Origin of the sequence: Moryella indoligenes, assembly GCF_030812885.1 — a bacterium.
In the GTDB taxonomy this organism is placed as follows: Bacteria; Bacillota; Clostridia; order Lachnospirales; family Lachnospiraceae; genus Moryella; species Moryella indoligenes.
Map to the genome: position 1 here is coordinate 29573 of NZ_JAUSTO010000010.1, position 23056 is coordinate 52628.

Annotated in this window: 19 protein-coding genes; 18 read left to right on the forward strand and 1 reads right to left on the reverse strand. The window is 40.7% G+C overall.

From position 1 onward, the window contains the following. Window position 1: 1 nt before the first annotated feature. On the reverse strand, window positions 2–1195 hold the full coding sequence (locus J2S20_RS08390; protein ID WP_146137114.1) for a glycosyltransferase family 4 protein: 1194 nt from the start codon (window positions 1193–1195) through the stop codon (window positions 2–4). Window positions 1196–1323: 128 nt separating this feature from the next. Here J2S20_RS08390 and J2S20_RS08395 point away from each other — a divergent pair, with 128 nt between their 5' ends. The 18 genes from J2S20_RS08395 (at window position 1324) to J2S20_RS08480 (ending at window position 22964) form a co-directional block, all read left to right on the forward strand. Then, window positions 1324–2421 carry a glycosyltransferase gene (locus tag J2S20_RS08395; protein ID WP_307254966.1) on the forward strand — a complete coding sequence of 366 codons (1098 nt, stop codon included), beginning with the start codon at window positions 1324–1326 and terminating at the stop codon, window positions 2419–2421. Continuing rightward, the gene (locus J2S20_RS08400; protein WP_307254968.1) at window positions 2421–3773 is read left to right on the forward strand and encodes an exopolysaccharide biosynthesis polyprenyl glycosylphosphotransferase; all 1353 of its coding nucleotides are present in this window, start codon (window positions 2421–2423) and stop codon (window positions 3771–3773) included. The genes J2S20_RS08395 and J2S20_RS08400 overlap by 1 nt, the downstream gene beginning before the upstream one ends. Further along, window positions 3770–4762, forward strand: coding sequence for a glycosyltransferase family 2 protein (locus J2S20_RS08405; protein ID WP_307254969.1), 993 nt, complete (start codon window positions 3770–3772; stop codon window positions 4760–4762). Before J2S20_RS08400 ends, J2S20_RS08405 begins: the two co-directional genes overlap by 4 nt. A 15-nt stretch (window positions 4763–4777) precedes the next feature. Then, on the forward strand, window positions 4778–6172 hold the full coding sequence (locus J2S20_RS08410) for an oligosaccharide flippase family protein (RefSeq protein ID WP_307254971.1): 1395 nt from the start codon (window positions 4778–4780) through the stop codon (window positions 6170–6172). Between the two features lie 92 nt (window positions 6173–6264). Further along, entirely contained in the window at window positions 6265–7704 is a 1440-nt protein-coding gene (locus tag J2S20_RS08415; protein ID WP_106611335.1) for a hypothetical protein, read from the forward strand. 3 nt (window positions 7705–7707) lie between these two features. Next, window positions 7708–9714 carry a polysaccharide biosynthesis protein gene (locus tag J2S20_RS08420; RefSeq protein ID WP_307254973.1) on the forward strand — a complete coding sequence of 669 codons (2007 nt, stop codon included), beginning with the start codon at window positions 7708–7710 and terminating at the stop codon, window positions 9712–9714. Between the two features lie 58 nt (window positions 9715–9772). Further along, window positions 9773–11080 carry a DegT/DnrJ/EryC1/StrS family aminotransferase gene (locus tag J2S20_RS08425; protein WP_307254975.1) on the forward strand — a complete coding sequence of 436 codons (1308 nt, stop codon included), beginning with the start codon at window positions 9773–9775 and terminating at the stop codon, window positions 11078–11080. 288 nt (window positions 11081–11368) lie between these two features. After that, on the forward strand, window positions 11369–11974 hold the full coding sequence (locus J2S20_RS08430; RefSeq protein WP_307254977.1) for a sugar transferase: 606 nt from the start codon (window positions 11369–11371) through the stop codon (window positions 11972–11974). Between the two features lie 15 nt (window positions 11975–11989). Further along, the gene (locus J2S20_RS08435) at window positions 11990–12955 is read left to right on the forward strand and encodes a GNAT family N-acetyltransferase (protein WP_307254979.1); all 966 of its coding nucleotides are present in this window, start codon (window positions 11990–11992) and stop codon (window positions 12953–12955) included. Window positions 12956–12959: 4 nt separating this feature from the next. After that, a complete protein-coding gene (locus tag J2S20_RS08440) occupies window positions 12960–13850 on the forward strand; it encodes a 1-aminocyclopropane-1-carboxylate deaminase/D-cysteine desulfhydrase (protein WP_307254981.1) in 891 nt (296 codons plus the stop codon). 2 nt (window positions 13851–13852) lie between these two features. After that, on the forward strand, window positions 13853–14818 hold the full coding sequence (locus tag J2S20_RS08445) for an ATP-grasp domain-containing protein (protein ID WP_106611340.1): 966 nt from the start codon (window positions 13853–13855) through the stop codon (window positions 14816–14818). 80 nt (window positions 14819–14898) lie between these two features. Continuing rightward, window positions 14899–15330, forward strand: a complete 432-nt coding sequence (locus tag J2S20_RS08450; RefSeq protein ID WP_242934028.1) for an acyltransferase — start codon at window positions 14899–14901, stop codon at window positions 15328–15330. 33 nt (window positions 15331–15363) lie between these two features. Next, entirely contained in the window at window positions 15364–16575 is a 1212-nt protein-coding gene (locus tag J2S20_RS08455; protein WP_106611342.1) for an EpsG family protein, read from the forward strand. Window positions 16576–16612: 37 nt separating this feature from the next. Next, window positions 16613–17560 (forward strand): glycosyltransferase family 2 protein, encoded by a 948-nt coding sequence (locus J2S20_RS08460; protein ID WP_307254986.1) that lies wholly within the window; start codon window positions 16613–16615, stop codon window positions 17558–17560. 36 nt (window positions 17561–17596) lie between these two features. Continuing rightward, window positions 17597–18700 (forward strand): polysaccharide pyruvyl transferase family protein, encoded by a 1104-nt coding sequence (locus J2S20_RS08465; RefSeq protein WP_307254989.1) that lies wholly within the window; start codon window positions 17597–17599, stop codon window positions 18698–18700. 133 nt (window positions 18701–18833) lie between these two features. Further along, window positions 18834–20237 (forward strand): lipopolysaccharide biosynthesis protein, encoded by a 1404-nt coding sequence (locus J2S20_RS08470; RefSeq protein WP_106611345.1) that lies wholly within the window; start codon window positions 18834–18836, stop codon window positions 20235–20237. A 91-nt stretch (window positions 20238–20328) separates the two neighbouring features. After that, on the forward strand, window positions 20329–22122 hold the full coding sequence (locus J2S20_RS08475) for a thiamine pyrophosphate-binding protein (RefSeq protein WP_211292126.1): 1794 nt from the start codon (window positions 20329–20331) through the stop codon (window positions 22120–22122). A 2-nt stretch (window positions 22123–22124) separates the two neighbouring features. Next, entirely contained in the window at window positions 22125–22964 is an 840-nt protein-coding gene (locus J2S20_RS08480) for an SDR family NAD(P)-dependent oxidoreductase (protein ID WP_307254991.1), read from the forward strand. The last annotated feature ends 92 nt before the right edge of the window (window positions 22965–23056 follow it).

Consider the following 23056-nt stretch of genomic DNA (forward strand, 5'->3'; position numbering starts at 1 on the left):
ATTAATCCTTTCTGTCGGAGCTGCTAAGCAGCGAGAGCCACTGAGTGGTCAGACTGTTCCAGGTGTATTTGTTTTCAATCAGGCGCTGTCCGTCTCTTCCGATGCGCTCTCTCAGCGACTCGGAATGAAGCAGAGAGAGGATATGTTCTGCGTATTGCTGTGGTGAATCTGCAATCAGGAGCTCTCTGCCATCGCTTCCGGCTATTCCCTCTGCGGCGATTCGTGAGGCTACGACCGGAACGCCGAGCATCATACTCTCCAGCAATTTATTCTGCGTCCCGGCTCCATTCTGTATTGGCACTACGCTGACTTTCATCTTTGAGAGCAGGAGAAAGGGGTTCTCCAGAAAGCCGGTCACGCTTATGCCGGAGTGACCTCCCAAATCCTGTATATCTTTTGGCGGCTCAATTCCCATGATATAGAATTGCAACTCCGGTTCTTGCTTCCGTAACAGAGGAAACACCTTTCTGACAAACCAGCGAACGGCATCGGCGTTTGGCTGATAGGACATTTTCCCGAGAAAGGCAATGGCGTGTCTGTCATTGTGATAGTCCTTTGGCGGTACGGAGATATCGTCCCGCACAGCAAGCGGTATGACGTGGAGATTTTTTGCACTTGCTCCATGACTTATAAGCCACTGTCTGTCCTTTTCAGAAATCAGAACGGTCTTCTTGTATTGCCTTGAGCAGCAGCATTCATAGTGCAGTACGCGCCGGTATTCTGTGAGATACAGGAGTTTTTTCAGGCCTCGCGACAGCTGGATCGCATTGTAATAATTGTAGGAAATGGCATCATGAAGATCCAGTATGATCTTGTCCTCAGGCAGCTGTTTCAGGTATTCTGCAGTTCGGATATGATTTGCTATAATCATGTCATACTGTGCATATGCGGAATACAGAGCAGAGGCGAAGCCGCCATTTTGATACAGTGCAACCTGAAAAGGGTATCCCGGGTGAAAAAGCGCGGAAAAGAGCTGTCCACCGGCCTTGACAGGGGAGAAGGGGACCGCCCGGACAGTCGTGAAGACACCATAAAGCGCAGAACCATACTTCTCCATATCCCCCCTGCGCGACAAAAAGAGAAGATCCACCTGATGACCGGCCTGCTTCAGCTGCTTTGCCTCATTGTAGATCCGGATACGAAAACCGGCAGTCAAAGGATATGGTATTCTTGAAGAGAGCATTAAAATCTTCACGCCTTGCTGCCTCCTGAACAAAAGATAGGTGCGTACCTATTCTATCATAGCTACAGGGAGTTTTGGCAGAGACTTTTGAGGGCGGCTATGGTAAAATGATAGGCGCTTGACGGCGTGGAGGTAGGCTGATGCGGGCAGCTATGAAGATATATTTTATTACAACTCATGATTTTTCAGATGTGCAGATCGGCGGAGTGCAGGGAAGCAGACGCAACTATGAGATCCTGTCTGCGATTGCAGAAACAGTACTGCACCGGGTTGATGTTCGGATCAACAGAAAAAATATGCTGCGGCAGATGGGGTTTTATTTTCCGGGAATTGTCAGCAGAGAGATGCGGGAAATGAAGGCAGAGATAGACAGGGAGCGCTGTACGCTGATCTTTCTGGACAGCTCGCTGCTCGGAAAGCTGGCGGCTTACTTTCGGAAGGAAACGGCGCTTCCGGTGATCAGTTTTTTTCATAATTGTGAGAGAGATTATTACGCCATGCTTGCGAGGCGCAGCCGGGCAAAGCTTCCTCAATATTTATATGCAGGCTTCGCAGAGGCCTGTTGCTGTCGCTGGTCCACGGCAATATATAGCCTGAACAGCAGGGATCAGAGGAGAATTGCCTCTCTGTATGGGCGCAGGAGTGATGGAAATATTCCGGTCACTGTCTACGATAGAATGAGCGAGGACGAACTGAAATCTGAAGTATATAGATCCGATGACCGGAGTGCAGAAGCTCCGATGCTGTTTGTGGGAGCGGATTTTCCTCCAAATTACGAAGGCATTCGCTGGTTCATACAACAGGTTATGCCGGAGCTGAAGCAGAGGCTGCTGATCGTCGGGAAAAATTTCGAGAGACGAAAAAAAGATCTTGAGAAACTTTCTGAGCGGGTGACAGTAATCGGAACCGTGGATGATATAAAGCCCTACTATATGAAAGCCGGATGTGTGGTGCTGCCTATCTTTGACGGAGCAGGAATGAAGGTCAAAACTGCGGAGGCACTGATGTATGGCAAGTACATTTTTGGTAGTGAAGAGGCGTTTATGGGATATACCCAGCTCAGCGAAGAGGCCGGGAGACGCTGCAACAGTGCAGCGGAATATGTAAAGGCCATCCGGGATTTTTATGGCAACAGAACAGGATATTACTGTGAGGCTTCCAGAAAATGTTATGAAAGCTTCTATTCCGCAGCTGCGGCAAGAATCAGCTTTGAAGCAGCACTGAAACCCTACTTGTGATGGGAGATAAATTGAACAGGCGATCAAAGGTATCAAATAAATATATAAAATTCTGTGCCGCGACACTCGGATTGCTGGGAGAAATAGGTATTTACTGGATTCTTTGGGCAAATATCTATAATCCGCTGATGTCCCGATTCCTGTGGTGGAAGGGTGTTTTGCTCGTTGTCTGTGTGTATGCTCTTCTGTTGTTCTTTTTTCAGCAGATGTACGGTGGATTGAAAATCGGTTATCTTCGCGGAGGCAATATAGTATATTCTCAGCTGCTGGCCATCACCCTTACAAATGGTATCAGCTATCTTCAGAACTGTCTCATGGAGGCGAAGGTTCTTCCGGTATCCGGCTTTGCGCTGATTGAGCTGCTGCAGTGCGGCTTTGTGCTGCTCTGGACCCTGATCTTTCAAAAGGTATATGCGGCGCTTTTTCCTCCGCGGCGCCTGCTGCTGGTGCATGGGAGCCGTCCGGCCTTTCAGCTGATGGACAAGATCAATACGCGAGACGATAAATATATTCTTGCGGCAGCAATTCCCGCCTCACAGGGATTGGATGTCATTATAGAATCGGCTCGGAATTATGACGCAATTGTTTTGGGGGACATTCCCTCAGGAGAGCGAAACCGCTTTCTGAAGGCCTGCTTTCAAAACGATATCCGCTGCTATACCGTGCCCAAGATCTCGGATATTCTGATGCGAACCTCCGAGGAATTGCATATTTTTGATTCTCCGCTCTATCTCAGCAGAAATGAAGGCCTGAACCCGGAGCAGGAGCTTGGAAAGAGGATAGAGGATATTTTGATTGCAGGAACGGGTATTCTGCTTTTTTCGCCACTGTATCTCATTCTCGCGCTGCTGGTAAAGCTGGAGGATGGCGGAAGCATTTTGTATAAGCAAAACAGACTGACAAAGGATGGCCGAGAGTTCCAAATCTATAAGTTTCGCACGATGAGGATGAATGCCGAGGCAGAGAGCGGCCCGGTACTGGCCAGTGAGCAGGATATACGCATCACGAGAGTAGGCAGAGTGCTTCGCGCCTGCCGTATGGATGAGCTGCCACAGCTGTTCAATATTTTGCATGGAGAGATGTCCGTCGTCGGCCCGAGGCCGGAGCGGCCTGAGCTCGCCCATAGGATACAGGAGGAAATGCCGGAATTTGCGTATCGCCTCAAGGTGAAGGCTGGTCTGACCGGATATGCGCAGATCTATGGTAAATACAATACAGACGCCTATGACAAGCTGAAGCTGGATCTGAGCTATATCCGCGAGTACTCGGTGCTTTTAGATCTGAAGCTGATCCTTCTGACTATCAAAATTCTGTTCATGAAGGAGAGCACAGAGGGGGTATCCAGGCAGTGATAACACTTGTGATCCCGGTTTATAATGTTGAGGCTTATCTTCTCGACTGTCTGGAAAGTGTCAGAAAACAGCGCTTTCAGGATTTTGAAGCCATTCTGATCGATGATGGATCTACAGACGGTTCGGGCGCTGTCTGTGATCAATATGCGAAGAGAGACAGCCGTTTTCGGGCGATCCATCAGGAAAATAAAGGTCTTTCGGATGCGCGAAATTCCGGCATTGAGCAGGCTGCCGGGGAGTATATCAGCTTTCTGGACAGCGATGATTTTATCGGTGATCAGTATCTGTCTTATTTGTATGGGCTTATCACCGAAGCGCAGGCAGATATCTCAGTCTGCGGATTTGCAGAGGTAGATGCAGCCGGCAATCGAGTGAAGAGCAGTGAGACTTTAAAACCGAGCGCAAGGCTCTATCAGGGAGCTGAAAGCGGGTTAAGAGCCCTGCTGAAAGAAAAAAGCATTACAACCGCGGCGTGGGGGAAGCTGTACCGCACAGAGCTGTTTCGGGAAGTTCGTTTCCCTTCCGGAAGATATCATGAGGATATTTTTACGATATATAAGCCAATTGTACGCAGTGGCAGAATTGCAGCAGGGAATCAGGCGCAGTATTTTTATCGTCAGCGAGGGGAGAGTATTACTCACCAACGCTTCTCAAGAAAGCACTTTGATGAGATCCGTGGAAACATAGAACGCGCAGCGTTTGTCAGGGAGCATTATCCATCCCTGCGTCCATATGCAGACGCAGAGATATTGTGGGCCAGCAACCGCTGTTTTATGCGGATGCTAGCTGCAGAGTGCAGGGATGAGGAGAGCATTTGCTATCTGCAGAGCGTATACAGAAAAAATATACGAATTTTTTTGATGGGGAGCAGCCGCATTCCGGCAAAGCTTTTTGCAGCGCTTGCCTGGATGAACCTTAGAGTACTGCTGTCTGTTGGAATCAGATTTCAGAAGATCATGCAGAGGCTTCTGTGCATTTTACGACGCTGAGAGAGGACATTGCGTATGGATAAGCAGCGCTATCTTATAAAAAACATACGTCTCTTTTCCCTCGCGCTTCTGTTGCCTCGTAGTCTCAGCTTTTTTATGGTGCCGCTATATACCAGTCAGCTGAGTCCAGCGGAATATGGAACTGCGGATATACTGCATCTGATCGTTATTTTGCTTCTGCCAGTACTCACTCTTCAGATTCAGGATGCTGTACTGAGATTCAGTGTTCGCGAGGAGTATGCAAGAGGAGATGTACTGATGGCTGGAACCGCTGTAATCACAGTGGGCGGAGCGGTTCTGCTGTCTGTTTACACGGTGCTGTGGCTTTTGGGGTACCTGAGAGGTAAGGAGGTTTTTTTTGTCTTTATTTTATTGAATTATTTCATCGAGGCGTTTAGCGCAGTCTTATCTTATTTTTGCAGAGGTATTGATGCGATCCGGCAGATTACGGTAGCGAGCATCGTACATTCTGTGCTGAATATTGTCTGTAATTTACTTTTTCTTCTGGTGTTCCACTGGGGGCTTTGGGGATATCTGTCAGCGATGGTGATCGGTGGGCTGGTGAGTAATATCTATATCTTTGCGGCGGCGGGACTTGGGCATTATGCCTCTTTCAGGCTGCCTAAAAGAGAAGTATTTGCAGGCATGCTGCGCATCAGCATCCCGATGATTGCCGGTGCATTATCATGGTGGATTAACAGCGCCTCGGATAAATTCATTTTGAAATTTTATGCCGGTGCAGCAGCTGTTGGTCTGTATGCTGTGGCAGGGAAACTTCCGACCGTTCTCTCACTTGGGGGAGAGGTAATAGCAAAGGCTTTTTCCATATCCGCTATTAAGGAGTACGATCCAGAGGACAGAGATGGTTTTCTGGGGAACAGCTACGAGCAGATTCGCTGTGGGATGCTTATGTCAGCGTCTGTCTTGATTCTATTCACACCTATGCTGTCAGCGATGCTTTTTTCAGGAGAGTTCTATGATGCGGTACATTTTGTTCCACCTTTGATACTGGCCGCCTATATCAATCAAATGGCATGGACCTGTGAAAATCTGTATCTGGCTATGGGAAATACAAAAGCCATATCAGCTACAGCTGTATTGGGAGCGTTTACGAATATTTGTCTTAATTTTCTTCTGATTCCATATTATGGAGCATTTGGGGCGGCCGTAGCTACGGCTCTGGGTTTTCTGGTCGTATGGCTGCTACGCTATTGTAAGCTGCGAAAACTGACTATGATACGCTTCCATTTCATAAAAGAAGGAATAGGAATGGGTATTTTGATATTTCAGGCTCTTCTGCCCCAGGGGGGATCACTCTGGGTGGGTATACAGCTGGCCTGTGCAATCACTTTGGGGCTGACACAACATCGGGAAATTACGAGACTGCTGAAGATGTTAAAGAAAGCTTAAGAGTTTTGGCTTTTCAATCGCCCAGAGTCGGTAGCAATTCATCGCTTAAAATAGTATGATGGTAGCATCATTATGCTTATGGGAGGAGTATTGTGAATAGAGTAGATGGCAATGAGCTCATAGAGATCGATTTGCTTCAGCTTTTGATCGAGCTGATTGATAAAATAAAGCGGATTGCAGTGACAGCGCTGGTATTTATGCTGTTATTAGGAGGCTTTCGTTTTGCAAAAGGCATGTATAAGCTGCGCAGCCCTGAGCTGATCGCAGAGGCAGAGGAGAAGTACGAGGAGGAACTGAAGTCCTACGAGTCACAGATGCAGCTCTACGATTCTCAGATCAATGCCGTGGTGAAGTCAATCGAGAAGAACGATGACTACATGCAGGAATCAATCCTCATGAATCTGGATGTCAACCACTTCTATGAGGCGGAATCTGTCTACTATATTGATACAGGCTATCAGATCAATCCGAGCCTTGCTTACCAGACTCCGGATAAGACTGCCAGTGTGCTAAAGACCTATGAGTCACTGCTCAGCAGCGGAAATCTGTATACCTACATTCAGAAAAATCTGGAAGCTTATATCCCGCTTCGTTACCTGCAGGAATTGATTACAGTAGAAACGGATACTTCAGCCGGGATACTGCGACTTAAGGTGATTGGGCGTGATGAGAAGACCGTTCGTCAGGCGCTCGCGCTGTTACAGACTTACTTCGAGGAGCAGAGAAGCACAGTCTCCGCCAGCGTCGGAGAACACGCTGTCAGCCTGGTGGAAATCTCCAGTTTCAATGGTGGAGACGGATCTACTGAGACAGCCGCTGGGGAGACAGAGGGCTACAGCTCTGAGAGTATGAGAAACACCATCGCAGATCGTCAGAACCAGGTGATTAAGCGCCAGCAGGATATGCAGAAGCAATTGTCAGATTTACAGGCGAAGCAGAAAGAGATCAAGGAACCGGGGGCGCCCCAGAGAAATGTGAAGACTGTTCTGAAGGCATCTATCAAATTTGCGGTATTAGGACTTGTATTGGGGCTATTTTGTGCCGGGGCTTGGATTAGCTTTGGCTTTGTGGGACGCAATTCTGTTATGGATGAGAGTGAAGCCTATCAGGCATCTGCTCTGACAATCCTTGGAAGCATGAAGCGTTTTCCGGAGTCTGGTATGATGGGAAAGGTCAAGGGTGTTCTTGCGGGAGACCGTGAGAGATGTGCAGATATTCAGGAGCTTTGTCAGCTGACTCTTGCAAATTTAAGTGTTCGAAGTGGTTGGAATTCTGAGCATTCTATTCTCCTTGTCGGCAGCAGTCAGGAGATGAATGCTGTGATTGCCGATCAGTTGCGCTCGTTGGGAGAGACAAGGGTAGAAAGCGGGGGGGATATCCTGCAAAGCGCTGCGGCCATTCAAGAGCTCGCAGCAGCGGAAGAGCTGATCCTGGTGGAGAAGAAGGGCTGCATATCCAAACGGAAACTTCAAAAGGAATCCAAAAAATTACAGCAATTGAATAAGAAAGTATGGGGGATCATTTTACTCTAAGCTATGGAGAAACAGAGAGAGAATTACAGGAATCAGGAAGAAATAAAAAAATCTTCTACAAAACCACACTTACAGCACTGGCAGCTGGTTGCGTTGGAGCTGGCTGTTTATGATATCATAGCAGTGAACTTTTCTTATTTCTTTGCGCTGTGGCTGCGCTTTGACCTGATTTATTCTCACATTGATACAGTATATATAGAAGCGTGGAAGAAGTTTGCGCCATTTTATACACTTGTTTGTCTTGGTGTATTTTTTGCTTTGAAGCTTTATCAGAGTTTATGGAGATTTGCGAGCTACCATGAATTGCTCTTTGCGCTTCTGGCATCTGCAATTACAACGTTGGTACAGATCCTGGGGACCCTGCTGTTTGTTCGTCGCATGCCTATCTCTTACTATATGATAGGCGCAGTGATGCAGCTGATTCTGACCGTAGGAATACGCTTTTCCTACCGCTTTGTACTACTGCTGCGCGAAGGGCGAAAGGGGAAGGTCAAAAACCATCCGGTGAATCGGGTTATGCTGATCGGCGCTGGAAACGCCGGCCAGTCTATTCTGAGAGATGTGCACCGCAGCAGCAAGATTGATGATCAGGTGGTGTGCTTCATTGATGATAATCCCAATAAGTGGGGACGCTATATTGATGGCGTCCCCGTTGCTGGTGGACGGGATGATATCTTAAAAAATGTCGATAAATATAAGGTGAACCGAATTTATCTTGCAATTCCCAGTGCCAGTGCGGCAGAAAAAAGGGATATTATTAATATATGCAGTGCCACCGACTGTGAGCTGAAGCAGCTTCCGGGTATGTACCAGCTGGTTTCCGGACAGGTGTCGGTAAGCCAGATGAAGAATGTAGCGGTTGAAGATCTTCTGGGGCGTGAGCCGATCAAGGCGGATCTTGCAGAAGTATTTGACTTTATTCATGGTAAGAAAGTCCTTATTACCGGAGCAGGCGGTTCCATTGGCTCTGAGCTAAGCCGCCAGATCGCAAGTCACGGGCCGCAGCAGCTTGTTCTGGTGGATATCTATGAAAACAATGTCTATGATGTTCAGCTTGAGCTGAAGGATAAATATCCGTATTTGAATATTGTGGTGCTGATTGCGTCTGTGCGCGACAGTCGGAAAATGTTTGAGATATTTGAAATCTATCGCCCACAGGTTGTGTATCATGCTGCGGCCCATAAGCACGTCCCTCTGATGGAGGACAGTCCCTGTGAGGCGATCAAGAACAATACGCTTGGAACTTATAAGACAGCCTATGCGGCGATGATTCATGGCTGTGAGCGCTTTGTTTTGATCAGTACAGATAAAGCTGTAAATCCCACGAATATCATGGGGGCGTCCAAGCGTCTCTGTGAAATGGTCATTCAGAGCTTTGATGCAAAAATTAAAGCAGGAAAAGCAAATGAGATTCCGCAGCTCTTCACGCATCCGGGAACGGAGAATGCAGATAAAGATGGCACCGGTGAAGTGTTCAGAAAAATCCGAACAGAGTTTGTAGCTGTTCGCTTTGGCAACGTTTTGGGCTCAAATGGCTCAGTTATTCCGATATTCAAAAAGCAGATTGCAAAGGGAGGACCGGTGACTGTTACACATCCGGACATCATCCGCTATTTCATGACGATACCGGAGGCAGTCAGTCTGGTGCTGCTTGCCGGAACCTATGCAAGGGGCGGAGAGATCTTCGTTCTGGATATGGGAAGCCCTGTAAAGATCGCTACACTGGCACGCAATCTGATCAAGCAGTCCGGTTTTAAGCCGGATGTGGATATCAAGATTGAGTACACCGGCCTGAGGCCGGGAGAAAAGCTCTATGAGGAAAAGCTGATGGCAGAAGAGGGACTTCAGAAGACAGAGAACGATCTCATCCATATCGGGCAGCCTCTGCAATTTGATGCGAATGAATTTTTGTCTGAAGTGGATCAGCTGATGCTGACAGCTTACTCAAATAAGGATGAAAAGATACGCGAGTATACACAGCGAGTCGTAAGGACTTATCATCCGGTGTGAAAGGTTTGAAATCTATTGTTGTTGTACTGGAGGATTATAGTTTTATAGGGGGATAAATATGTTCGACAAGAAATGGATTCAAAAGATACAGCCTTTTGAGAAAAAAGTTTGGCTCAGTAGTCCGACGATGCATGGCCCCGAATTGGAATATATACGAAAAGCGTATGAAACCAACTGGATGTCTACAGTTGGAGAAAATATTAATGAGGTTGAAAAGGGGACTTGTGAAAAGATAGGATGCGGTTATGCGGTAGCATTAAGTTCGGGAACGGCATCTCTTCATCTTGCTGTGAGGTTAGCGGGAGAATGCCTATATGGACAGACGGACATTAAAAAAGGAGTATTAACAGGTCATAAGGTGTTTTGTTCTGATCTGACCTTTGATGCAACTGTGAATCCTGTAGCGTATGAAGGTGGAGAGGCAATTTTTATTGATACAGAAGCTGATACGTGGAATATGGATCCTGTTGCATTAGATAAAGCTTTTCAGCTTTATCCGGATGTAAGACTTGTGGTAATTGCTCATCTTTATGGAACACCTGGGAAGATTGATGATCTGAAAGCTGTATGTGAAAAGTATGGAGCAATTATGGTAGAGGATGCGGCAGAAAGTTTTGGAGCTTATTATAAAGGCATTCAGACTGGTGGTTTTGGCTTTGCGGGATGCATTTCGTTTAATGGCAATAAGATCTTGACAGGGTCTGCGGGAGGAGCCTTTCTTACAGATAATGCCATGCATGCAGAGAAGGTACGCAAATGGTCTACCCAAAGTCGAGAAAATGCGGCGTGGTATCAGCATGAGGAAATAGGCTATAATTATCGAATGAGTAATGTTGTTGCAGGAGTAATCAGAGGTCAGCTGCCATATCTGGAGGAGCATATTTCACAGAAGAAAGAAATTTATAAAAGATATCAGAAGGGCTTTGAGGGGTTGCCTGTGAAAATGAATCCCTATATATCAGAGGAATCAGAGCCCAATTTTTGGTTGAGTTGCATACTTATTAATAAAAATGCAATGTGTAAACAAGTGCGAGGAGATTGCGAAGTAGCATATATTTCAGAAAAAGGAAAGTCTTGCCCGACAGAAATTCTGGAGGCAATTGCAGGGATTAACGCAGAAGGAAGACCGATTTGGAAGCCCATGCATATGCAGCCAATCTATCGAATGAACCCATTTATCACGAGATTCGGGAATGATCGTGCGCGGTCAAATGCGTATATAAATGACCACGAAACGCCCGATGGCAAGCCTTTTGACATCGGAGCGGACATTTTTGACCGCGGGCTGTGCCTTCCGAGCGATAATAAGATGACTCCAGAGCAGCAGGATAGGATCATTGAGATCGTCCATCAATGTTTTGAGTGAGAAGTAAGTTGAATATGCATGATATCATGGATTGGTTAAGGGTATGTAGGTTACATATGAATGATGCCTTGAGCTTTCTATAAGCTTCAGTGGGAGGTTACTGATGCTCACAGAAAATCCGTCTAAAAAATAAACAAAGCAGCCTCGAGTTGCACGCTACAAGGGTCGTAATAATCACGACCCTTGTAGTGTTAGGTAAGAATGTAATTCTCATACTATTCTGGGAGCATTATCTGGAGACTCAGCCATTGGTTATATAAATGTGTTTTGAATTAGAGGAGAAACGCTATGCGATATGTAGATTTGCTGGTAAAAAGGCTGTTTGATTTTTGCGCCTGCTTGATTGGTTTGATTTTTTTATCACCGTTTATTCTTGTTATATGTATAGCAATCAAAGCTGATAGCAAAGGTCCGGTCTTTTTCCATCAAGAAAGGATAGGCTTGAGAGGTAAGGTATTTAAAATACTTAAATTTAGAACGATGGTAATAAATGCTGAGTCAATAGGTGAAGGGTTAATTTGTCGGGATGAAGATGATCCAAGAATAACAAAGGTTGGACGATTGTTGAGAAAGACGAGTCTGGATGAACTGCCCCAACTAATTAATGTGTTAGCAGGAGATATGAGCATTGTGGGTCCGAGGCCACCAGTAACCTATCACCCTTACAAAGGATATGATTCATATAGTGAGTTTGCAAAAAAGAGATTTGATATGCGTCCAGGCATTACAGGATTGGCGCAGGTTTTAAAAAGAAATTCGGCAGCATGGGATGAACGAATAGTAATAGATGTTAGATATATCGAGAATTTTAATCTGATTCTTGACATGAAGATTATCATCCGCACATTCTCAGCTCTTTTTTATAAAGAAGAATATACAGAAAATATAAAATAAAATGAGGGATACTAAATGAAAAGTTTATTCAGTGACATTAGGTGGGCAAAAATACAAGAACCAAGAGAGGGTGGTGTATTAGACTCTTTTTTATTTGAAAACGAATACGGTAGGCTTATATATAGGTATGTAAAGAAGAAAGCTGGTATCGTTAATGGTGTTCAGTATTATGATATCGCTTCGTATCGTGGAGTAGCAGGTCCTCTGATAGAACAGGTTTCACCTGGAAAAGAGGAAGGATTTGTAAGGGCATTCAACAAGAAATTCGATGAGTATTGTGCTGATAAAAAAATAATAGCTGAATTTGCGAAAATTGATCCATGGAATGAGTATCATAGATTTATTGAAAAAGGTTGTGGGGCAGAATACTACGGAAACTTTTATTGCAATTTCTTGGATGAAGATTTCTACGAGAAGAGGTATAACCGTAATGCCACACGAGCCATTCGCAAAGCAGAAAATGGTGGTGTGAAAGTCCAAATAGATATGACAGGGGAAACCATTAATGATTTTGTAAGACTATATAGGAATACTGAGAATAAGTATCACACCGGGGATTATTATAACTTTGAATATGAGGATATAAAAGAGTACTTTGATGTTTTTGGAAAAGACGCTTTTCTAATCAACGCAGTGTTAAATGGTGAAGTAATAACTGCAGTTCTTGTTGTATGTGGTGTGGATATAGTTCATTATTACCTACTCGGAAACAATCCAGAGTATTTCAAACTTCAGTGTAACAGCTTACTGACATACCATGCTGCATTATATGGGCAAAAACTTGGCAAGAAGGTGTTTGACATGGGGGGGGGGAAGCCTGGAGGAAACATTGAACTGTTTAAGATGAATTTTACGGGTGAAGCAGGTGTAATTAAATATTATGCAATCAAAAAAATTCGAAACAAATCAGTCTATGATACATTAGTCATGAAAAAGAATGAAATCAAGAATGAGCACTTTTTCCCATTATACAGGGGATAATAGCATGGAGTATACGCCTGTACAGAATTTGGGTTTGTGGAATCACAATACATTATATTTAAAGCGGGAGGATCTGATCCCATACTCCTTTGGCGGAAATAAGGCAAGAAAAGGGTTCCTGTTTTTTAAGGAAATTGATAAAGGGAATTTTGACACTGTGGTCACTTACGGTTCTTCGCACTCTAACCATTGTAGAGTAATTGCCAATATGGCAGCACAACGTGGAATGAAGTGCGTAATCATCGGACCAGATGAGGTGTCTGGCGAAACCTTTAATAGCCGCATGATGAAGTTTTTTGGAGCTGAGATAATTACGGTGCCAGTCAAAAGAGTACATGAGACAATTGAAAACAAGTTGCAGGAACTTAGAACTGAGGGGATGAACCCATATTTCATTTCAGGCGGTGGGCATGGGAATATCGGTACAGAAGCTTATGTTCAGTGCTATGAGGAAATAAGGAAACAGGGAGCTTTTGATTATATCTTCTTTGCTTCAGGTACGGGAACAACACATGCTGGGCTGGTGTGCGGAAAAGTGAAACATGATGGGAAAGAAATCATTGTTGGAATCAGCATAGCCAGAAGAAATCCCAGAGGTCGAAATGTGGTTTTGGAAAGCATCCAAGAGTACATGGGGGACGATGAGCGAATTGAAGAAGCAACTGTATTTATCGATGATTATATCGGCGATGGGTACGGCAAGGGGAATGACGAGATAGAACAAATTATCAATGAAGTACTGCTCAAATACGGTATCCCGTTGGATTCTACATATACTGGCAAGGCTTTTTGGGGAATGAAGAAGTATATAGAAAAGGAAAATATAGTAGGCAAGAAGATTCTATTTATTCACACAGGTGGGACACCACTATTCTTTGACGATATTAAGGGGTGAGTATGAACTTTCTGATTTTAGCAGCTGGAACGAGAAACAAGATTGTCCAGTATTTTAAGAGAACTTTTGATGGCGTGGGGACTGTGGTTGCGACAGATGCAAGTGAACTTGGTCCTGCTATTTACGATGCGGATAAATATTATATCGTGCCATCGATTAATGAGCCTGGCTATATAGATAAAATTCTGAAGATTTGTAAGGATGAGAGGATTAGTGGAGTTCTCAGTCTTATCGATCCGGAATTGAGTTTGTTAGCCCTGAATGAAGAGAAGTTTAACTCTGTAGGAACGAAAGTGATTGGCAGTACTTATGATCTGTGTGAAATGGCTCTGGACAAGATGCAAATGTACCACTGGCTTGTTGCAAATGGTTACAACTGCGCTCGCTCCTGGATGGATAAAGAGGAGTTCTATAAGGCTGTTGAAGCTGGAGAGGTTACTTATCCTGTGTTCGTAAAGCCTTATTGCGGATCTGCTTCCATCAGCATCTCAAAAGCCTTCGATAAAGAAACGGTGGATCTTCTTTTCACTCATGAAGAAGGCCTGATGATTCAGGAGTTTCTGGATGGGCAGGAGCTTGGTGCGGATGTTTATATCGATATGATCAGCGGCGAGGTGGTTTCTATCTTCACAAAGAAGAAAATCAAAATGCGTGCTGGTGAGACAGATAAGGCTGTAAGTTTCAAGGATCCAAAACTTTTTAATCTGATTGAGAAGTTTGTATTAGAAGCTGGGTATCGGGGACAGGTTGATATTGATCTCTTTGAGATTAAAGGCCGGTACTACATCAGCGAAGTGAATCCCCGGTTTGGAGGCGGATATCCACATGCTTATGAATCAGGTTGTGATCATATAACATTAATTTTGAATAATTTACAAGGCGTCCCGAATAAGAAGAATATAGGTGACTATGAATCAGGAATATATATGATGAAATATAGTGATATCTTAATTAAAAGGAATGTATGATTATGCCTAGTAGGATATTTTTCTCTGTAATTTCTTTGATTTTGAGGTCTGGAGAAAAAAGAGCAAAGTTTTTTAGACGCATGGGAGTTTTTAATCATATTGGTGATAATGTCATGATTCAAGGGTGGAAAGTACCACTTTATCCAAAATTGATTAGTATTGGTAATAATGTGAGGATTGCGTCAAATGTAACTTTTTGTACACATGATGTTGCGCATAATATGCTTAATAATATAGAATCTGATTTTTATGCTTCTGTAAGCGATAAAGTATGCTTCAAGGAAATGAAGGGACGTATTGAGATAGGAGATAATGTTTTTATAGGGGCGAATACGCTTATCCTCTATAATACAAAGATAGGAAATAATGTTATTGTTGCTGCTGGTTCAGTAGTAACAAAGGATCTAGACGGGGATAGCGTATACGCAGGTGTTCCTGCAAGAAAAGTTGGCACATTTATAGATTTTGTGAAAAAAAGGATTGAATACACCAAGCGAGTGGAGACCATTTGATAAAGCTAAATAAAGGGATAATGGGGTATTTAGATGGCTGTTGTAATCACATTTTTAATCATTTTGACTCTAGTTTCACCAGTAACTGGTGCTCCTTTTTATTATTTAGCTTATCTATCAAAGAACAATGTCCAAAGAATTTTTGGTTGTCTTTTGTTGGCATTTTTAATGGCCTCATTTGGATATTGTTTTCAAAACCCAAAGACAGATCCGGACTTAGTTAGATACCTTGAAATGGTAAGGGGATATGCTGATTTAAAGTTTCTTCAGATATTTAATGCAGGGATGTATAAAGATTTATATGTAATAGATATATGGTTCTGGTTAGTTGCAAAAACTGGAGATTATCAGTTGGTTACATCAATATCTTGCTTTTTAAATTATCTGATTTGGCTGTATATTTTTCAGGATTTTTGCAAGCAAAATAATATATCAACTTTAAGTCAGGGAATGTTTACAATTGCATTGTTTGGCCTTATCAATTTTTCAGTAGTAGTAAATTCTGTAAGAGGCCTGCTTGCATTTACACTTATTATGCTTGCAATATATAGGGAACTGTATCAAAAAAAGAAAAACATATTAACATATTTTTTATATGTTGTGCCGTTGGGAATGCATTTTGCAGCAGTTTTAATTCTTATAATGAGACTGCTGTTATGTTTGAAAGAAAAGTTCATTAAGATATTAGTTGCATTGATTATTGGTATTCCGTTCTATATTGAGTACTTAGTTTATGCAATTAATTATATATCACGTGGTATTCCGTTCTCTGAAAAAATACAGTATTTTACTTTAAGATGTTTGATGTATCTAAAATGGGATACAGGTGGTTGGGCTTCAATTGTGAGTAGTAGTGGTTTTTATAAGCTGAATAAAATATTTTCGATTTGCGCATTGGTTCTAAGTGCATATGCATTTTATATTTTAAAAAAGCACAATCGGGTGATATGGTCAACAGCAATGGATAATTTTTTATTGATTTATTACGCTTTTACAGTGACTTGTTTTTTTATGACAACACCGATATATCAGAGATTTACTGTTCCGTTATGGACATTTTGCGTATCTGTGAGTTTAAAGGCCACAGCTTCAGAGGGTAATATGTTTACAAAATTTATTTATGTGTATTGTTTATGTGGAGTGGTTTTTGTGGGGTATTTTTTGAATGGCTATATGCTTAATACAATGATTCCGATTGGAAATTATATGACAAGGGTTTTGACGTTTACATGGTTGTGCCGATAGAAAAGTTTGTATGTCTTATAGCATAGGAGTTATATAAATGCCTAAAATTTCAGTAATTGTTCCGGTTTTTAATGTGGAAAAGTATTTAAAAGATTGTTTGGACAGCATCATTAAACAGAGTATTCAAGATATAGAAATTATTTTGGTAGATGATGGGAGTGAAGATAGCAGTGGGCAGATTTGTGATCAGTATGCAGAGATAGATGATAGAATTAAAGTGATTCATAAAACGAACGGCGGTTTGTCAGATGCTCGTAATTGTGGGTTAAGAGTTGCAAGTGCGCAGTATGTAGGTTTTATAGATTCTGATGATTGTGTTGATTTGAATTTTTATGAAAAGCTATATCACTCTATTAAAAACAGTAAATCAGAAATTGCTGTTTCAGCCATTTGGCATTTTGATGGAAACAAAAAATTAAAACTGCGTCAGATATCGGAGAACACAGTTTTTTCACGTCCTGATGCCATGAAAGAATTATTGATTTCAAAACGTATATCTAATTCTGTATGTAATAAATTATTTGAAAAAAAACTGTTTGATGATATTCTTTTTCCGGCAGGTAAACTATATGAAGACGAATTTGTTACTTATAGAGTATTCGATCGAGCTAATTTCATATCTGTAATTAACGAGACGTGTTATCATTATCGCTATAACGTAGATAGCATTACACATTCAGCATTTAATGACAGGGAACTAGATAGAATTAAGGCATCACAAATAAAAATTGATTTTTGCAAAGTATATTATCCTGAATTACAGAATTATGCCAAACGTTATTTGGTGTATGACTGTATCTCAGCTTTGGCAAAAATGGAATACTATAGTGGGGAAAAGTATAACAGGATTATACGAGATAATATTCGCCGTTATTTTTTTGTTTACATGGGGGGCAGTAACTCTTTTCCTTCAAAATTGTATGCAGGTTTGGCGGCCATTTCTCCGAAGATAGTTGTCATGTTTAGGGGACTAATCAAAAGGTAAATTAAATCCGTTTAAGTTAAATAGAGATGAGGAAGTATGAAAAAAATAGGGTTGGTAACTTTTTTTAACTCATATAATTATGGAGTTTGGTTCCAAGCTTTTGCCACGGAATATTTTCTTTTGCAGCATCAATATGATGTAGAAATTGTAAATTATTCCAATAAATATGATAGAGAAAAACTCAAATATTTTTATAAAGAGAGAGGTCGGATAGGCGGATACATCAGCTCATTTTTTAAGTCCCTAATTTTTGGAAAGGTAAGGTATTATAATAGAGGATTTAAAAATAATTTGGACGTGTTTTATCGACTGAGTAAAAAACGGTTTACTCAGGTGGGAGGGATGGAAAAATTAGAATACGATGTTTTGATTGCAGGAAGCGATCAAATATGGAATCCTGAGACAACAGGGGGGAGATTAGATAGAGTTTTTTTGTTGGATTTTGGGAAAACTAAAAAAAGGATATCTTATGCATCAAGTATCGGAAGCAGTTTAATAAGGGATCAGGATAAATATACTTTTACTGAGACATTAAAAAAATTTTGCGCAATTAGTGTGAGAGAAAATTTTGCTGCAGAACAACTGCAGTCCTTGATAACTACCCCTATAAAGGTAGTCTGTGATCCCACATTTCTTTTACGCAAACGAGATTGGCTTGAATTTGCTGGAAAATATTCAAAGATAAAAAAGGTAGATAAAAAATATATTTTGACATATTTTGTATCGGGAGATAAATATACAGACAGATATATTGATCTAGTAAAAGCATATTCGAAAAAAATGGGGTTACCTGTTTGGGCAATTCAATTTAGCAGCTATTACAATAAAGCGTGTGATAGAAAAATTTTAGGTGCCTCCATTGCGGATTTTATAGAGCTTTTAAACGATGCAGAAATTATGATAACTGACTCGTTTCATGGAGTTGCATTATCTATAAATCTAAATAAAAATTTTGTGGTTCTTGAAAATAAAAAGAATCCAGCTCGAATACAAAATTTGTTGGAAATGTTAGATCTGGAGCAACGCATTGATATGCCTGTAAAAAAACTTTCTAGAATTGATTATGAATGTGTCAATAAAAAAGTAGAAGAAATAAGGCTTGAATCTTCAAATTGGTTATTGAATAAAATTGAAGCATAGTTTTTATGGTCACATAGGCAGATTGCCAATCCAGAAAGTGTTAGCATAAATAAATGCTTTTTGGTGGGCTAACTAGAGTGTGACAATAAGTTATAATTATCGTGTTATAGAGGGTTAATAAGAGCAAGAAAAAATGAACTCAAAATATCAATATTTATTAAAAAATACTGGGATACTTGCGCTGAGTAATTTTTCTTCAAAGATTCTAATCGTTTTTCTTGTTCCTTTGTATACCAGTATATTAACAACACAAGAGTATGGCGTATATGACCTCGTATCTACTACGGTCCAATTATTATTTCCAGTACTGTCATGTAATATTCTGGAAGCCTTAATGAGGTTTCTTTTAGACAAAAACAATAGTCGAACCGAAGTGGTTACTCTGAGTGCGTTATATCTTACATTGGGTATCTTAATAGGAATAGTAGTTTTTGAGGTGATTCAATATTTTAATTTACCTTCTGCCTTATCACGCTATGACGCCTATATACTTGTATTCTATATATCGTATACGATTTATCAGTTTTGCATACAATTGGCTAAAGGCCTTGAAAAAGTGAGGATTATTGCACTTGCAAGTATAGTAGGGACATTATCAGTTATAATATGTAATGTGCTTTTTCTATTGGTTTTTAACTATGGACTGTCTGGTTACTTTATGGCAAATATAACGGGATTTGTTGTTCCTTCGTTATATTATTTAATTCAAATTAAGCCATGGAAATATATAAGGTTTTATTTTAACAGACAGTTGAATAGAGAAATGCTCACTTATTGTATACCTTTGATCGCAACTATGGTTGTCTGGTGGGTTAATAGCTCATCTGATAAATACATTGTCACGTATATAGTTGGAGTAAGTGCAAATGGTATTTTATCGATTGCATATAAAATTCCTAATATAATGAATACATTACAAAGTGTTTTCATTCAAGCTTGGCAAATATCAGCTATAAGAGAATCTGATAAAGTTGATGCAATTCCTTTTTATCAGAACATGTTTAATTATTGTATGGCTTTTATGTGCGTGGGCGGATCTTTTTTAATTTGCTTTGCCAAGAACATTGCAGAACTATTATATGCAAAGGATTTTTTTGTGGCTTGGAAGTTTGTTCCACTACTGATTGTAAGTAATGTGCTTAATTCTGCAAGTGGGTTTATCGGACCAATATTGAATGCTAAAAAAGATACGGTGCCAATGTTTGTCTCTGCTATAGTTGGAGCGGTTAGTAATATTGTTTTAAATATATTTTTGTGTAAATTGTTTGGAATTCAAGGCATTACTATTGCAACAATGATTAGTAGTTTTATCATTTTTGTTGTACGTAAAAAGTTTCTAGATAAATATTTCCAAATATCCAATAGGAGTATTTTTATATTTATGTCATGGTTAATACTTATATTACAATCAACCCTGCTTATATGTGAAGTTCCTTGTTGGATGATTTTTGCAATGCTAATGCTTGAAATTGTTTTATATAGGAATGAACTTTTAATTGTGGTACAAAGGGTATTAAAAAAGCTCGCTGTGGTTTAAAATGAACTTTATTTGTGCGCTGGCTTGAGCATATTCAATGGAGGGCACATTGATGCAAAACAGACTAAACATCTTTGCGGGATAAAAAATAATGCCGGAGGAGAAAAATCAGATAATGAACAGCCATTATACTATTGAAAAAAATCATCAGATATTGATTGCATTGCTTAAGGCGCATGGAATTAGAAAGGTTGTTGCAAGCCCTGGGGGGACAAATATCAGTTTTGTTGCAAGCATTCAAAATGATCCGTATTTTGAAATCTTTTCCTGTATTGATGAACGATCCGCCGCTTACATCGCGTGTGGGATTGCTTCACAATCGGGAGAGAAGGTTGCCTTGTCTTGCACAGGAGCTACTTCTTCTAGAAACTATTATCCGGGGTTAACTGAAGCTTACTATAGAAAACTTCCTATATTGGCAATCACTAGTTCTAGAGCAAATGAAGATATCGGCCACGATATTCCACAGGTGACTGATCGCAGATGTCCGCCTAAGGATGTCGTTAAAATGAGTGTTTATTTACCGTCAATTCATTCTAAAACTGATGAATGGTCATGCCAGGTGAATGCAAATAAGGCAATTCTGGAATTGACACATAATTGCAGTGGACCAGTGCATATAAATCTAGTTACAGAGTATGTAGCTGATTTATCTGAAAAAGATTTGCCTACTGTAAGGGTGGTTGATCGAATCACTTTCACAGGAGAGTTTCCTGAAATCAAAAGTAAAAATATTGCTATTTTTATTGGGCAGCACGAACCATTTAAAGACTCTTTAACAGCAGCCATTGAAGAATTCTGTGAAAAATACAATGCTGTAGTACTAGTGGATCACACAAGTAATTATAATGGCAAATACAAGGTGTATCCTTTCGTTGTATCGAATCAGGTAGAGAATTCCTTCCAGTGCAATAACATAGATTTAATGATACAGTTGGGGAATATTTCAGGTGCATATTATAAAATTAACCCGCAAAATGTATGGAGGATTAATTTGGATGGGGAACTAAAAGACCCATTTCATAAATTACAATATGTTTTTGAGATGAGTGATGAGAACTTTTTTGCGAGATACAATAATATAAAAGATAGAAAAGACGGAGTGACTTTTTATTCCGATTGGTTTAATACTTATCATGAACTTGAAGGAAAACTTTCCAGTATAATGGATATTCTTCCCTTCTCAAATATTTGGATATCACATCAATTAGCATCTAAAATTCCATCTAATAGTAATTTATACCTTGGGATTTTAAACACTTTGAGATCATGGAACATTTTCCCGGGTAATGATATTGATTTGTGCATTTCTAATGTGGGAGGATTCGGTATTGATGGTGGGATTTCTACTGCTGTTGGGATCTCCCTATCTAACCAATCTAAACTTACATTCTGCATTCTTGGAGATCTGTCATTTTTTTATGATATGAATGCAATGGGAAACCGGCATATTGGTAAAAATATGAGAATACTAGTCGTAAATAATGGCTTGGGGACCGAATTCAAAATTGGTAATAGTCTTGCAATGAGAGCTGGATTAGGTGATAGTACAGATCAGTATATTGCAGCTAAAGGCCATTTTATAAGTCCAGACGATAGTGTGATTAAAAAATATGTGGAAAGTATAGGATTTGATTATATAAGTGCTGCAAATAAGAAAGAGTTTAATGAAAAAGTTGCCATTTTTACTCAGGCAGAATCATTAGAAAAACCTATAGTATTTGAAGTTTTTACGAAAGACTCAGATGAAAATGATGCTTTAAATCAAGTCACTCATTTATCATCTTCTTTAAAAGGATCTATAAAGTCTAACGCTAAAACAGTTATTAAAGGATTGATTGGCCAACATGGATATGAATCTTTGCGCCAGACTATAAAAAAATGACTATGAAAATAAAACGATACTTACAATCATTTATATCTTTATTCAAAGAACAAAAAGTTAAATCGATTATCATTCCCGCTTTACCAGAACAACTATTTGATGGTAAAGTTGCTCTTGTCACGGGAGGATCTAGTGGCATCGGATTGGGCATCGCAAAGTCGTTGGCCTCTTGTGGCTGTAAAGTAATCATTGCTGGTAGAAATGAAAAGAGACTAATTGAAGCTATTAATATTGTTGGAAATAACTCTAAGTATATTATTTTAGATATTTCAGATGCAGCTTCTATAGAGGGTAAAATAGAACAAGCTTGGAACATTTATTCCGAGAAGAAAATTGATATTCTTATTAACTCTGCGGGAAACGCTTGCGTTTCTGGATACAACAATTTTTTTAAGACTACAATTTCATCTTATGATCAAGTCATGGATGCAAATGCTAAAGGAGTGTTTTTTACGTCCCAAAGCATTGCCAAACGTATGATTGAAAATAATATTCACGGTCATATATTAAATGTATCTTCCTCCTCAGCATTACGTCCAGCGTGGACGCCCTATGAGATGTCTAAGTGGTCAATTAGAGGATTCACAATGGGATTGGCAGATACACTTATTAAATATGGTATCGTGGTGAATGCAATTGCTCCTGGTCCAACAGCAACTAATATGACAGGAAAACAGTATGGCGATTCAATTTATCATTCCACTTCTCCTTCTTCAAGGTATACTACTGTTGATGAAGTTGCTTATTTGGCTACCATTATGGTAAGTGATACCTGCAATATGGTCGTGGGGGATACTTTTTATATTACTGGTGGTTGTGGGACAATTTCTCTTCATAATTGATTGCTTGGTAGCAATTGAGTAATTGAATAGGGGCTGCCGCACTAATCCTTAGTGCGACAGCCCCGTCCCTGATCAAAACATCGATATTTTCC